Raw genomic sequence first — 12,258 nt, 5'->3', positions numbered from 1 at the left:
GCTCCTTTTATCAACGCGGCAGGAGAGCCTGCAGGTCGTCGTAGAGTGCCCTGGGGATGCGAACGCCGTTCGCCTTGCTGCGCTCACGCGCCTCGTAGCGGCGCTGCGACGGCAGACGCGCACCTTGGCCCACGATGGCGTCGAACATCTTTTCGGCACGGGCCACATGCTGCGCGGCGTCTGCACCGAGAAACACGTTAGGATCGAAGGCGAGGATCAACTCGCCATGGCACGGCGCAGCACCGACGCCTCCATCGAAGGCCATGGATTCCGCACTCGTCATGTCGCCGATGAGCGGGCCCGCCATCAGCTCGATCATGGCAGACAGGGCCGATCCCTTGTGGCCGCCGAAGGTGAGCATCGCGCCAGCCAAAGCGGCCGTCGCATCGTTCGTCGGGTTGCCCTCGCTGTCGATGGCCCAGCCGGTGGGGATGGGCTTGCCTGCGCGCCGGTGCAGCTCGATCTCGCCGCGTGCGATGGCGCTGGTGGCGAAGTCGAACACGAAGGGCGGACCGTCAGGACGCGGCCAGGCGAAAGCGATCGGGTTCGTGCCGAACACGGGCTTCTTGCCGCCGGCCGGCGCGACCCAGCTGTGGCTCGGTGTCATGGCAAGCGCCACCAGCCCATCCGCGCAGATGGCTTCGACCTCCGGCCAGAGGGCCGAGAAGTGATAGCAATTGTTGATCGCCATGGCCGCAAGGCCCGTCCTGCGGGCCTTTTCGACGAGCAGCGGTCTGCCGCGCGCGAATGCCAGGGGCGAGAAGCCGTAATGGGCGTTGACGCGCACGATGGCGGGCGCGTGATCCACCACATCCGGCAGGGCGCTCGGATTGACTTTGCCCTCCTTCACGGAGCGAACGCAGCCAAGCAACCGGTACATGCCATGGGAATGGCATTCGTCCCGCTGTCCGGCATAGATCACACCGGCGATGGCTTCAGCATGCTCCTGAGAGAGACCGCCGGCTTTCAGAACATCGGTGCTGATGCGCCGGACCTCGTCCAGCGAGAGGGAGACTTCTTCGCTCATGCTTATTCGTTGTCCGTTCGGTTGCGATTGGTCGAAAGGCGTGTTCTCTTCGGCTTACATCTGCGGCCAGGTATCCGACAGCTGGTAGCCATCCGGCCACGGATCGTCGGGATCGAGCATGTGCTGGTGGGTGCCCGTGATCCAGGCCCGTCCCGAGATCAACGGGATGATGCCCTTCTTAGCCCCGACCGTCACCTCGTCCTCGATCCGGCAGATGAACTCGGAATCGATGATCGAGCGGCCGATGAAGCTGTCGCCCACCTTCAGGATGCCGCGCGCATGAAGCACGGCCATGCGGGCCGAACAGCCCGTGCCCGTGGGCGAGCGATCGATCTTGCCTGGTCGCACCACGACGGCATTGGAGCCATGCGGAACGCCGTCACGGTCCACGAGAGGCGCTGCGATCTGGCAGAAGGAAATGTGATCCCAGCCGGGCAGCTCGGGATGCCTGAAGCCGATCTGCTCATTGGCCGCGCGGGTGATCTTCACGCCGATCTCGGCCAAATCCTTCGCCTCGTCGGGACGGATCGCAAAACCAAGGGCCTGCGCATCTGCGATCACGAAGCTGTCGCCGCCATAGGCCGTATCGACGGTGAGCGTGCCGACACCCTCGACCTCAAGTTTCACGTCGAGCTTGTCGGCGAAAGAGGGGACGTTGCGAACCCGGATCCGTTCGGCCTTGCCGTTCCTGCATTCCGCCTCCACCTCGACGAGGCCGCCGGGAGGCTCGAGAACCATGCGGGTGATCGGCTCCTGCATCGGGATGATGCCGGTATCGAGCAGCACGGTCGACACGCAGATGGAGTTGGAGCCTGACATGGGCGGCGTGTCGGCGGGCTCCATGATGATCCAGCCCATCTGTGCCCTTGGATTCTTTGGCGGCACCAGAAGGTTCACGTGCCGGAAGACGCCGCCGCGCGGCTCGTTCAGCACGAATTTTCGTAAGGTCTCGTCCTGGGCAATGAAGCGCGACTGCTCCCACACGGTGTCACCCGGGGGCGGCGCAACGCCGCCCACGATCACATCGCCGACCTCCCCTTCCGCGTGGCAGCTGACGACATGAACGACTTTCGACGTACGCATGATGCTCTCCGAGTCAGGACGGGCTTATTGTGAAGAGGCTGGCACGGGGATCAACCCCGCGCCGTCAGAGAACGGACTTCAGGAAGTCGATCGTCTCGGGTTTCTGCGGGTTTCCAATCACCTGCTCGGGCGCACCGATCTCATGGATCAGGCCCTTGTGGAAGAAAGCCACCCGGTCCGACACATCGCGCGCGAAGCGGATTTCGTGCGTGACGAGGATCATGGTCATGCCCTCCTCCGAGAGCATCTTCAGCGTATCCAGCACCTCGCCGACGAGTTGCGGATCGAGCGCCGAAGTCACCTCGTCGAAGAGCATGTAGTCCGGCGACATGGCGAGTGCGCGCGCGATGGCCATGCGCTGCTGCTGGCCGCCCGAGAGCTTGGAGGGATAGACCTTCAGCTTCTCGCCCAGGCCCACATGGGTGAGCTGCTTGACGGCGATCTCCTCGGCTTCCCTCTTGCTCTTGCCCAGCACCTTGCGTGGCGCGAGCATTACGTTTTCGAGGACCGTGAGATGCGGGAATGCATTCCACTGCTGGAACACGATGCCGATCTTCTGACGGAGCTTGTTGAGATCCGTGCCGCGGGCATGGACATCAATGCCATCGACAAGGATCTGACCGCCCTGGATCGGTTCGAGGCCGTTGATGCACATGAGCATCGTGGATTTGCCCGAACCCGAACCACCAATAACCGAAAGCACCTCGCCCTTCTGAACGGTGAGGCTGACGCCCTTCAGCACCTCGAGGCTGCCGAAGGACTTACGAACATCTTTCAACTCAATCATTTTCACGCCACCGCTTTTCGAGCCGTGCCCCGAGCCGTGCAATCGGGAAGCTCATGAGGAAGTAGATCAGGCCTGCAATCGAAAGGATGAAGAGCGGCTCCTGGAGGCGAGTCACGAGGATCTGGGAAGACCGCAGAAGCTCGACGATGCCGATCCAGAGAACGAGCGCCGTATCCTTCATGACGCCGAGCGTGAGGCCGATCCAGCTGGGGAGCGCAACACGCAGCGCAATCGGGAAGACGATGTTGGTCAGGTCCTGAGTGTAGGTCATGCCGAGCGAACGGGCCGCGCGGCGCGTCGTAGGCGGAACGGCCAGGATGCCGCCGCGCACGATCTCCGCGCAATACGCCGCCGTATAGAGTGCCAGCACAACGCAGCCCACCGTGAAGGCCGTCACGTTGAGCTTGAGGATGGATTTGAACGAGTTCGCGAGAACGAACTGGATCAGGAGCGGCACTGAGCGCAGGATGTCCAGCACGAAGCCGATGGGCGCGTTGAGCCACCACGGCGCCGTGGCGCGGGCGAGGCCGAAGAGCATTCCCAGGATGGTGCCGCCGAGCACGGCCCAGAAGGTGATGGTCAGCGTCGTTCCTGCGCCTTGGAGGAGGAAAAGAACGTCGTTCCAGGTGAGACTTGTCTCGAACATCGCCGTCTCCTCAGTACCGGAACAGGCGCCAAGCGAAGAGGCGCGACGAGAGGGTGATGAACTTCGCCAGCAGGTAATAGATGATCGCCGCGATGGCGAAATATTCGAAGGTGCGGAAGGTGCGCACGTTCAGATCCTGCGTGACGCCGGTGAGATCCGTATTGAGGCCGACCGTGACGCCGAGCGATGTCATCAGAAGTGCCCAGACCATCTGATTGGTCATGGGATAGAACACGATCCTGAACATCTGCGGCAGCACGATCAGGCGGAAAGCCTGCGGCGCGCTCATGCCCAGGGAGCGGGCAGCGCGTGTCTGCGTATGCGGAATGGCGCGAAGTCCGCCACGGAACGTTTCGGCGAGATAGCCCGCATTGTTGAAGGCGATGCCAGCGAGCAACGCCACGTAAGAATCGAGCTGGATTCCGAAGGAGCCCAAGCCGAAATACGTCATGTAGACCTGGAACAGGGCGGGCGTGTTGCGTGCCAGCTCCACCCAGCCGGTCGAGAAACCATAGAAAAGCTTGTTGTTCGACTGGCGGCCCAGCGCTAGGAACACGGCGAAGACGACGCCGATCACCATCGACAGCACGGCAATCTGGAGCGAAACCAGAGCGCCTCCCAGCATGTCCGGGAGAGCGTTGAGGGCCGGGCGCCAATGAAATGTGTAATTCAGCATGATGGGGGCGTGCCCAAGAACATAACAGAACCAAAAGAGACCGAGGGTGATTGGATCACCCTCGGCCGATGCATGTCGATTAGTAGTAGACGCCCTTGACGGTCAGGTCCGGAGCCTCACCGCCGACCCACTTCTCGAACAGCTCCTTGTAGCGGCCCGTGCGCACCTGCTGGTTCACGAACAGGTTCAGGTAGTTGAGGAGGCCCTGCTCCTGGCGCAGCCCGATGAGCGAGACATAGTCCGTCACATAGGGAGCATCGCCCTTCACGACGAAACCCTTGTACTTGCCGGACTTCACGACGGCATGCGCCACGGTGTTCGTCACGACCGTCGCATCGATCTGGCCCTGGGAGAGCGCAAGGAAAACGTCAGCCTGGGTCTGATAGGGACGGAACGAGCCCCCACCCCACGCCTTCACGTCTTTCTCAAGGGCAATCGCCTCGAAGGTGCCTGAGGTCGATCCGGTCTTTTTGCCCTTCAGGTTCTCATAGGTATTGATGCCCGTTTCTTCCCTCGTGAGGATGACCATCTTGAAGGCGAAGTAGGGGATCGAGAAGCCGACGGTCTTGGCGCGCTCGAGCGTGTCGGAGGTCGAGGCGACGCCCACATCCGCGCGGTCCGAGACGAGCGCCGGAATGCGATCCGGGAAGGGAGTTTCGACGATCTCGGCCTTCACGCCAAGAGCCTTGGCCAGATCGTTGCAGGTGTCCACGTCGAAACCGACGGGCTGGTTCTTTTCATCGCGCGATCCCATGGGCGGGAAGTCGAGCACCACGGCGCAGCGCAGCACGCCGGAGGCAATGATGTCGTCGAGCTTGTCGGCTTTGGCAGGCATGGCGGCGATCATGCCGAGAAGAAGTGCGGCCGCTGTGGTCCTCAGTTTCATCGTTTGGTCCCCTGGTTGATTCGTGTCCGAGCCCGGCAGTCCTCGCCTGAGATCAGCCGGCGCAGCATCTGCATATTGGATACAATTTTCAATATGAAATTTGTTTCAATTAGCCTAAGGTCTGAGCGACATTGCGTAGCGGTTGCGCAGACGGCTGTCTTTTCGGGCATTCGAGACGCTAAGTCTTTGTTGCCCGTATAAGAAAGCTGCGCGTACAAATGCGCGGGATGCGTCGGCTTGAGCGCCCCCTCCTACTTCAGCTCAGCTTGTGCGTCACATCAAAAGCGTTGACGCGCTCCATCAAAAACGTTGAGCCGAGAACGGCGTCAGATCGAGAGAACCGGGCTTGCCTTCCATCATCTCCGTGATGAGACGGGATGTGATGGCAGCTTGCGTCAGGCCATAATGCCCATGGCCGAACGCGTAGACGATGCGCTTGTCTTTATCAGCCTGGCCGATGACAGGCAGCGAATCCGGAATTGAGGGACGAAAACCCATCCAGCGCTTGGCGGGCTGATTTTCATCGAGGTGTGGCAGGAAGCGCTTGAGGCGCGTGATCATAGCCGAGGTACGCTCGTGGTTGGGCGGAGCCTGCGTTCCGGCGAATTCCACGGCACCGCCGACGCGATCGCCGGTATCGAGATTCGAAGCGACGAAACCTTCGCCCTCGAACATCACCGGACGGTTGAGGCCGAACGCGCCCTTCGCGTAAGTGGCATTGTATCCACGCTCCGTATCCAGTGGAATATTGTCGCCCAGCTGCTTGGCGAGCGCGCGCGACCAGACACCGGAGGAAATCAGAACACGATCAGCTGTGACATCCTTCACCGCACCGTCGGTGCGAATGTGAACGGCATCGTTCGCAGGCTCGACGGCGAGCGCCTTCGCGGAGACAAGCACGGCTCCCCGCTCCAATGCGAGCCTCAGCAGATCGGCAGCCAGGAGCGCAGGATCGGACACATGGCAGCCCTCCGGATAGAGAACCGCCGCTTCAACGCTGTGCAGCGCTGGCTCAATCTGCTTCAGATCCTCCGGCTGGAGAACTTCCAGCGGAATTCCAAAATTCTTCTGGCGGGTGATGATGTCTTCGGCCCGCAGGAAGTGGTTGCGATCTCGCCAGACCGAGAGAATACCTTTCTCACGAAGATGGCCATTCAAGCTCAGGGTGGTTAGAAGTGCTTTCCATGACGGCAGGGCTTCCGCATTGATCGCGCGAAGGGCGGCGATGCTGGATTTGATGCGCGCTGGAGATGAGGCCAGAACGAATCGCAACAGCCATGGAGTCAGAGCGGGAAGATAAGCTGGCCTGATGGTGAGCGGCCCGAGCGGATCCATCATCCAGCGAGGCAGGTTTCTCCAGGCCTTGGGCGACGCCAGCGGCATCACGTCCATATGCGCGATCCAGCCCGCATTGCCGTCGGTCGGGCGCTGCTGATTGTTGCCGGGATCGACAAGAGTGACCTGGTGTCCTTTGTCGAGAAGCGCATGAGCAGCGGCAAGGCCCACGATACCTGCACCAACAATCGCGATCCGCATCATGAAACCTGTTGTGGAAGAGACCTCAAGGACAAGGGCGACTCGGCCTGCGGGTCGCCCAACGCATTCACTCGATCTTACGCAGAGCGGGTTTGATCCACGACCTGGAAGCCGTTCGCAAAGGGATCCCGATCGTCGATGAAGATGGTGTTGAAGCCGGTCACGCGTGCCCAGCCTTCGATGGACGGGATGATGGCATCGCGGCCGCCCACCTTCGCGCGGCCTTCGATGCGGCCCGTAAAGGTCGAGCCGATGATGCTCTCATGCACGAAGGCATCGCCTTCCTTCAGAGCACCGCGCGCGGCGAGATGCGCCATGCGAGCCGACGTTCCCGTGCCGCAGGGCGAACGGTCGATGGCCTTGTCGCCATAGAACACCGCGTTGCGCGCCGTGCCGCCCGGCGTCTGCCCCTTGCCGGTCCACAGAACGTGCGTCAGGCGATTGATGCTCGGGTTCTCCGGATGCGCGATCTGGTAGCGCGCATTGAACGCCTCGCGCAGCTTCGGGCTCCAGCGCAGGATGTCGGATGGATTGACGTCCGCAAGATTAGAATAGAGCTTCTGTGGCTCGACGATGGCATAGAAGTTGCCGCCATAGGCCACGTCGACGGTGAGGTGTCCGAGGCCCTCGACCTCAACTTCATAGCCTGTGTCATAGAGGAACGACGGAATGTTGGTGATGCGCACCCGTTCGATGAACGGACCGTTCTGCTCGTAGCGCGCCTCGACCACACCGGCCGGCGTATCGAGCCGGAGAAGGCCGGGTGTCTTCGGATGGATGAGGCCGTTCTCCAGCGCGATCGTCACCGTGCCGATGGTGCCGTGGCCGCACATGGGCAGGCAGCCGGAGGTTTCGATGAAGAGAATGCCCACATCGCAATCGGGGCGCGTTGGCGGATAGAGAATCGAGCCCGACATCATGTCGTGCCCGCGTGGCTCGAACATGAGGCCCGTGCGAATCCAGTCGTATTCCGCCAGGAAGTGCTGGCGCCGTTCGAACATCGTCTGCCCTTTGAGCTGGGGAATGCTGCCGCCACCCACCACGCGGACGGGATTGCCGCAGGTGTGACCGTCGATGCAGAAAAAGGTGTGACGCGCCATGGCTTCGCTCGCAGATCGATTTTTCTCGTGAATGGAAAGAAAGAGGCGGAGGAGACTTTGCTCCCCCGCCGTCACCTTATCAGGCTGCCGGCTTCAATCCCACCTCGGGGAGCTTCGGCCGGTTCTTCAGCGCCTGGGCCATGACCTCCTCGACGTAGGCACGGTCCTTGCCTTCGAGCGGCAGACGGGGCGGACGGGTGAGTGCCGAGCCGCGGCCCATGATCTCTTCGCAGAGCTTGATGCACTGGACGAGGTCGGGACGGGCGTCGAGGTGCAGCAGCGGCATGAACCAATCGTACAGAGCGCGCGCCTCTTCATAGCGGCCGGCCTTCGCGAGACGGAACAGGGTCTCGCCCTCCTGCGGGAAGGCATTCGACATGCCGGAGATCCAGCCGACGGCGCCGAGCATCACGCTCTCGACCACCACGTCGTCGAGGCCCGCGAAGAGCACGAAGCGGTCACCGACCATGTTGCGCGTGTCGGTGAAACGACGCGTGTCACCCGACGAATCCTTGAAGCAGACGACGGTCTCGCAATCGGCGAGCGAGGCGAGAATGTCAGGCGTCACGTCGTTCTTGTAGATCGGCGGGTTGTTGTAGACCATCACCGGCAGGTCGGTCGCCTTGGCGACGCCGCGAAAGTGAGCGGCCGTCTCGTGAGGCTTCGAGGAATAGACGAGAGCAGGCATCACCATGATGCCGTCGAGACCCACGCGAGCGGCTTCCTTCGCGACTTCCGAGGCAAACTGGGTCGTGAACTCGGCGATGCCGGCGATGACGGGCACGCGACCAGCAGAAACAGCCTTCGCGGTTTCCATGACGGCGACCTTCTCGGACCGGCTGAGCGAGGTGTTCTCGCCGACGGTGCCGCAGACAATGAGGCCGGACACGCCGTCCCGGATCAGGCCGTCCATCACCTTGGCGGTGGCCTCGAGATCCAGCTCGTAGTTCGGCTTGAACTGGGTGGTCACTGCGGGAAAGACGCCTTCCCAGCCGATTTTTTTCGCCATTTTGCTCTTAGCTCCTGCGATGAGGCGTTGAATCCTGTTAATGTAGATTGTATAAAATCGCCGATGTCAAGCCAATCTCTGGACGATCTGCTATAGAGTAATGAAATCCGCTTCCCCGCCTATTGGCAATTGAGATCCGAGCGCCCATGCCGCCTTCCAGACCTGCCCAGAAGTCATTGCAGCACAGGACCATCTCCTCGGCGGTCGCGGAGGAGCTGCGGCGCCGGATCGTCGATGGGGAGTTCAGATCGGGCTTCCAGCTGCGGCAAGATGCGCTCGCCGCCGAATTCGGCGTCAGCCGCATCCCGGTCCGCGAGGCCCTGATGCAGCTGGAGGCGGAAGGCCTCGTCAAAATCCATCCTCACCGGGGCGCGATTGTCTCCGAGCTTTCAACGGAAGAGATCGACGAACTCTTCGAGCTGAGAGCTTGGCTCGAACCGCGCCTGCTCAAGGCCTCGGCCCCGCGCCTGACGGAAGCCGACTACAAGCGGCTGAACGAGATTCTGCAGGAATACAGCTCCGAGCTGCGGGCCATGCACATCAGCCGCTGGGGCGAGCTGAACACCGAGTTCCACATGGTGCTCTACCAACACGCCAAGCAGCCGCGCTCGCTCGCCATCGTTGCCAACCTCCTGCAGGAGAGCGACCGCCACACGCGCCTCCAGCTTTCATTGACGCAAGGCATGGAGCGCGCCGCCAGCGAGCACGCCGAACTTCTGAAGCTCTGCACGGAAGGCAGGATCAGCGCCGCCTGCTCGCTTCTGAAAACGCATATCGAGGGCGCGGGGAAATCGCTGCGCAGCTACTTGGAAGAACATCAGAAGGTGAGCGCGCAGAAGTAACGAGACAGTGCGAACTGTCTCGTTACTTTTCGTGAGGGGCTGCAGGGAGTACGGCGGATCCTCTCAGCTTAGGCCGCCGATTGTCCCCGATAAGCCCTCTCGAGTGTTTCAACGTCGAGCTTGATCATCTTCAACATCGCTTCGGTCACCCGGCGGACTTTTGCGGGGTCCCTGTCCATCATCATACGACCCAGCGCTTCGGGCACAATTTGCCAGGAGACGCCGTAACGATCCGTGATCCAGCCGCATTGCATCGGCGTGCCGCCGACTGACAAGGCGTCCCACAGTCGATCGACCTCCGCTTGATCGGCGCAGTTGACGAAGAGCGAGATGGCGGGCGTGAACTGAAAATACGGTCCACCGTTCAGCGCCATGTAGCGCAGGCCAGCAAGCGTGAACTCGACCGACATCACGTCACCCGGCTTCCCGCCGGGCGTCTCGACCGTGTAAGGCAAAACGGCGTCGATATGCGAATCGGGCAGCAGCGAGACATAGAACTTCGCGGCCTCTTCGGCTTTGCCGTCGAACCATAGGCAGGGTACGATTTTGGACATCACTCCTCCTCGGTATCAAGGAGAATCTGGAAGCCGCCCCAGAACATGCGCTTGGCATCGAACGGCATCTCGGCTCCGGTCAGGCGCGAGTCTGCCATGACCTTTTTGTTGCCTTCGTCACGCGCCTCCTTCGAGGGCCAGACGATCCAGGAGAAAACGACGTTTTCTGTTCCCTCTGCCTTTACTGCTTTCTTGAAGTCAGTGACCTCTCCATCCGGTATGTCATCGCCCCAGCATTCGACGATGCGAAGCGCTCCGTGTTCCTTGAAGATCGGGGCGGCCTGCGCAGCGACCTTGCGATAGGCGTCCCGCTTGCCGGCGGGAACGGGAATGACGAACCCGTCTATGTAGCTCATGACGCTCTCCCTCAGATCAAGCTGCATCCGAAATGGAACGGCCTTCCGCCAAGGCAGCGAGCTGGCCTGCGACGATGCCCCAGCCTTCCTGGAAGCCCATGGCCTCGTGCTGCTTCAGCGTCTCCTCATTCCAATGCAGCACACGGGCAGTGTAGCGAGTGCCTGTCCCTTCAGGATCGAAGGTGACGATCACGACCATGAACGGATCCTGCGGAATCCATCCGCTCTTGAAGACGTTGGTGAACACGATCTTGCGGTTCGGCACGACTTCGAGAAACACCCCTTCTTCGCGCGGCAGGTCAGTTCCGTCGGGAGCTCGCATCGCCATCAGCGCGCGTCCGCCGGGGCGCAGATCCATATGAACCTCCGGCGTGGTGTAGGGGCGCGGTGCCCACCATTCGCCGGTTCGCTCGGTCCAGACGCGGTAGACGGCTTCAGGCGGGGCATCGATCCATCGAGTGACGGATAGTTCGTGAGCGGCAGGCTGGTTCGTCATGATTTTGCTCCCTGCTGATGATGCGCGCTCTCAAGCGTTCGCCATTTGCGCCATGGCGGTCTTCGCCGCTTCCATATCCATCCACATCACTTCCCAGATATGACCGTCCGGGTCTTCGAAACTGCGGCCATACATGAAGCCGTGATCCTGCTTCGGACCGGGATCGGCACGACCGCCTGCGGCGCTCGCCTTCGCGACCATGCTGTCGACCTCCTCGCGGCTGTCGGCGGAGAGGCAAATCAGCACTTCCGTGGTTTCCCTCGCATCGGCGATCTTTCTCGGCGTGAACTGGCGGAACTTGTCATGGGTCAGCAACATCGCATGGATGGTCTCGGAGATGACCATGCAGGTGGCGGTGTGATCACTGAACTGTGGGTTCTTGACGGCCCCAATGGCCTCATAGAACGCATTGGCACGGTCGAGATCGACGACCGGCAGATTGATGAAAACGAGCTTCGGCATGGCTTCCTCCCTGTTTGGTTTTGACATTGATTCCAGAAAAAGTTATTAATAGCAACTATGAAGTTAGAAAAAATAACTACAAAGGAAGAAAGACGGTCCCGCCGTCATTATGACGACGCCTGCGCCACCGCCCATGCCCTCGATCTCGTGGGCGAGCGTTGGGCGCTTCTGGTCATGCGTGAGCTCATGATGGGGCCGAAGCGCTTCAGCGACCTGCGTGAGAGCCTGCCGGGCATCAGCGCGAACGTTCTCACCCAGCGGCTCGAAGGGCTCGAGGCTGTCGGCGTGCTCACCCGCCGCAAGCTGCCGCCGCCTGCTTCTGCTCAGGTCTATGAGCTGACGGAATGGGGCTATGAGAGCGAGCCCATCTTCCAGGCGCTCGGCCGCTGGGCCGCGCGCTCGCGCCTGCATGATCCCACCCTCCCGTTCAGCTCTGCATCCTTCCTTCTGTCGCTGCGCACGATGCTGGACGCGGAGGGCGCCAAGGGCCTCGACGCACGGATCGGCTTTTGCCTGCACGATGAAACCTTTCTCGCTCACCTCGCGGATGGCCGGATCGAGATTGCGCGCGGGCCTGTCGAGGGTGCCGATCTGGTCTTCACCGGAACGCCGCCGATGCTGGCCGGCGCCATCTATGGCGGCCGGCCCCTGGATGCTCTGGAGAGCGCAGGCGTCGTGAAGGTCGAAGGCGACAGGGCACTGGCGGAACGCTTCGTGGGATTGTTCCCGCTGCCGCCGAAGGCGTCGCACCCCGCTTAAGAGCGTTGCCGGAACCATCAAGAGAAGGCACGCGTTCCC

The 12,258-nt window shown here is 61.6% G+C and carries 15 protein-coding genes; 2 read left to right on the top strand and 13 right to left on the bottom strand.

The genetic code is table 11. From position 1 onward, the window contains the following. Window positions 1-10: 10 nt before the first annotated feature. The 9 genes from AA309_RS06240 to AA309_RS06200 form a co-directional block, all read right to left on the bottom strand. Window positions 11-1,027, bottom strand: coding sequence for an Ldh family oxidoreductase (locus AA309_RS06240; RefSeq protein ID WP_047188095.1), 1,017 nt, complete (start codon window positions 1,025-1,027; stop codon window positions 11-13). Between the two features lie 54 nt (window positions 1,028-1,081). Next, a complete protein-coding gene (locus AA309_RS06235) occupies window positions 1,082-2,110 on the bottom strand; it encodes a trans-3-hydroxy-L-proline dehydratase (protein ID WP_047188094.1) in 1,029 nt (342 codons plus the stop codon). Between the two features lie 64 nt (window positions 2,111-2,174). Beyond that, window positions 2,175-2,897 (bottom strand): amino acid ABC transporter ATP-binding protein, encoded by a 723-nt coding sequence (locus AA309_RS06230; protein ID WP_047188093.1) that lies wholly within the window; start codon window positions 2,895-2,897, stop codon window positions 2,175-2,177. Beyond that, complete coding sequence (locus AA309_RS06225; protein ID WP_047188092.1) at window positions 2,890-3,543, bottom strand: amino acid ABC transporter permease; 654 nt, start codon at window positions 3,541-3,543, stop codon at window positions 2,890-2,892. The genes AA309_RS06230 and AA309_RS06225 overlap by 8 nt, the downstream gene beginning before the upstream one ends. A 10-nt stretch (window positions 3,544-3,553) precedes the next feature. After that, on the bottom strand, window positions 3,554-4,219 hold the full coding sequence (locus AA309_RS06220; RefSeq protein WP_047188091.1) for an amino acid ABC transporter permease: 666 nt from the start codon (window positions 4,217-4,219) through the stop codon (window positions 3,554-3,556). 79 nt (window positions 4,220-4,298) lie between these two features. After that, window positions 4,299-5,105 carry an ABC transporter substrate-binding protein gene (locus AA309_RS06215; RefSeq protein ID WP_047188090.1) on the bottom strand — a complete coding sequence of 269 codons (807 nt, stop codon included), beginning with the start codon at window positions 5,103-5,105 and terminating at the stop codon, window positions 4,299-4,301. 300 nt (window positions 5,106-5,405) lie between these two features. Further along, window positions 5,406-6,644, bottom strand: a complete 1,239-nt coding sequence (locus AA309_RS06210) for an NAD(P)/FAD-dependent oxidoreductase (RefSeq protein ID WP_047188089.1) — start codon at window positions 6,642-6,644, stop codon at window positions 5,406-5,408. 74 nt (window positions 6,645-6,718) lie between these two features. Next, window positions 6,719-7,741: a 4-hydroxyproline epimerase gene (locus tag AA309_RS06205; protein ID WP_047188225.1), complete on the bottom strand. Its 1,023-nt coding sequence runs from the start codon at window positions 7,739-7,741 to the stop codon at window positions 6,719-6,721. 79 nt (window positions 7,742-7,820) lie between these two features. Further along, window positions 7,821-8,750 carry a dihydrodipicolinate synthase family protein gene (locus AA309_RS06200; protein WP_047188088.1) on the bottom strand — a complete coding sequence of 310 codons (930 nt, stop codon included), beginning with the start codon at window positions 8,748-8,750 and terminating at the stop codon, window positions 7,821-7,823. A gap of 146 nt (window positions 8,751-8,896) precedes the next feature. On the opposite strand from AA309_RS06200, the gene AA309_RS06195 reads away from it, so the two are divergent. Continuing rightward, window positions 8,897-9,592: a GntR family transcriptional regulator gene (locus AA309_RS06195; RefSeq protein WP_047188087.1), complete on the top strand. Its 696-nt coding sequence runs from the start codon at window positions 8,897-8,899 to the stop codon at window positions 9,590-9,592. Window positions 9,593-9,660: 68 nt separating this feature from the next. Here the strand turns inward: AA309_RS06195 and AA309_RS06190 are convergent, their stop codons facing one another. From AA309_RS06190 to AA309_RS06175, 4 genes are read right to left on the bottom strand one after another with little or no spacing between them, the layout of a single operon-like run. After that, a complete protein-coding gene (locus AA309_RS06190) occupies window positions 9,661-10,146 on the bottom strand; it encodes a VOC family protein (protein ID WP_047188086.1) in 486 nt (161 codons plus the stop codon). Next, entirely contained in the window at window positions 10,146-10,502 is a 357-nt protein-coding gene (locus AA309_RS06185; protein ID WP_047188224.1) for a DUF1428 domain-containing protein, read from the bottom strand. The genes AA309_RS06190 and AA309_RS06185 overlap by 1 nt, the downstream gene beginning before the upstream one ends. A gap of 16 nt (window positions 10,503-10,518) precedes the next feature. Then, window positions 10,519-10,998, bottom strand: a complete 480-nt coding sequence (locus AA309_RS06180; protein WP_047188085.1) for an SRPBCC family protein — start codon at window positions 10,996-10,998, stop codon at window positions 10,519-10,521. 30 nt (window positions 10,999-11,028) lie between these two features. Continuing rightward, window positions 11,029-11,460, bottom strand: coding sequence for a VOC family protein (locus AA309_RS06175; RefSeq protein ID WP_047188084.1), 432 nt, complete (start codon window positions 11,458-11,460; stop codon window positions 11,029-11,031). Window positions 11,461-11,517: 57 nt separating this feature from the next. On the opposite strand from AA309_RS06175, the gene AA309_RS06170 reads away from it, so the two are divergent. Further along, window positions 11,518-12,219: a winged helix-turn-helix transcriptional regulator gene (locus tag AA309_RS06170; RefSeq protein ID WP_047188083.1), complete on the top strand. Its 702-nt coding sequence runs from the start codon at window positions 11,518-11,520 to the stop codon at window positions 12,217-12,219. The last annotated feature ends 39 nt before the right edge of the window (window positions 12,220-12,258 follow it).

It is taken from the genome of Microvirga vignae (assembly GCF_001017175.1).
In the GTDB taxonomy this organism is placed as follows: domain Bacteria; phylum Pseudomonadota; class Alphaproteobacteria; order Rhizobiales; family Beijerinckiaceae; genus Microvirga; species Microvirga vignae.
This window is presented reverse-complemented; position numbering and strand designations above follow the sequence as displayed.

Bases quoted from the DNA above. Each gene is read 5' to 3' on its own strand.
- AA309_RS06190 (WP_047188086.1), bottom strand. From the start codon at position 10,146: ATGTCCAAAATCGTACCCTGCCTATGGTTCGACGGCAAAGCCGAAGAG.
- AA309_RS06235 (WP_047188094.1), bottom strand. From the start codon at position 2,110: ATGCGTACGTCGAAAGTCGTTCATGTCGTCAGCTGCCACGCGGAAGGG.
- AA309_RS06210 (WP_047188089.1), bottom strand. From the start codon at position 6,644: ATGATGCGGATCGCGATTGTTGGTGCAGGTATCGTGGGCCTTGCCGCT.
- AA309_RS06220 (WP_047188091.1), bottom strand. From the start codon at position 4,219: ATGCTGAATTACACATTTCATTGGCGCCCGGCCCTCAACGCTCTCCCG.
- AA309_RS06185 (WP_047188224.1), bottom strand. From the start codon at position 10,502: ATGAGCTACATAGACGGGTTCGTCATTCCCGTTCCCGCCGGCAAGCGG.
- AA309_RS06175 (WP_047188084.1), bottom strand. From the start codon at position 11,460: ATGCCGAAGCTCGTTTTCATCAATCTGCCGGTCGTCGATCTCGACCGT.
- AA309_RS06170 (WP_047188083.1), top strand. From the start codon at position 11,518: ATGAAGTTAGAAAAAATAACTACAAAGGAAGAAAGACGGTCCCGCCGT.
- AA309_RS06215 (WP_047188090.1), bottom strand. From the start codon at position 5,105: ATGAAACTGAGGACCACAGCGGCCGCACTTCTTCTCGGCATGATCGCC.
- AA309_RS06230 (WP_047188093.1), bottom strand. From the start codon at position 2,897: ATGATTGAGTTGAAAGATGTTCGTAAGTCCTTCGGCAGCCTCGAGGTG.
- AA309_RS06180 (WP_047188085.1), bottom strand. From the start codon at position 10,998: ATGACGAACCAGCCTGCCGCTCACGAACTATCCGTCACTCGATGGATC.
- AA309_RS06225 (WP_047188092.1), bottom strand. From the start codon at position 3,543: ATGTTCGAGACAAGTCTCACCTGGAACGACGTTCTTTTCCTCCTCCAA.
- AA309_RS06200 (WP_047188088.1), bottom strand. From the start codon at position 8,750: ATGGCGAAAAAAATCGGCTGGGAAGGCGTCTTTCCCGCAGTGACCACC.
- AA309_RS06240 (WP_047188095.1), bottom strand. From the start codon at position 1,027: ATGAGCGAAGAAGTCTCCCTCTCGCTGGACGAGGTCCGGCGCATCAGC.
- AA309_RS06205 (WP_047188225.1), bottom strand. From the start codon at position 7,741: ATGGCGCGTCACACCTTTTTCTGCATCGACGGTCACACCTGCGGCAAT.
- AA309_RS06195 (WP_047188087.1), top strand. From the start codon at position 8,897: ATGCCGCCTTCCAGACCTGCCCAGAAGTCATTGCAGCACAGGACCATC.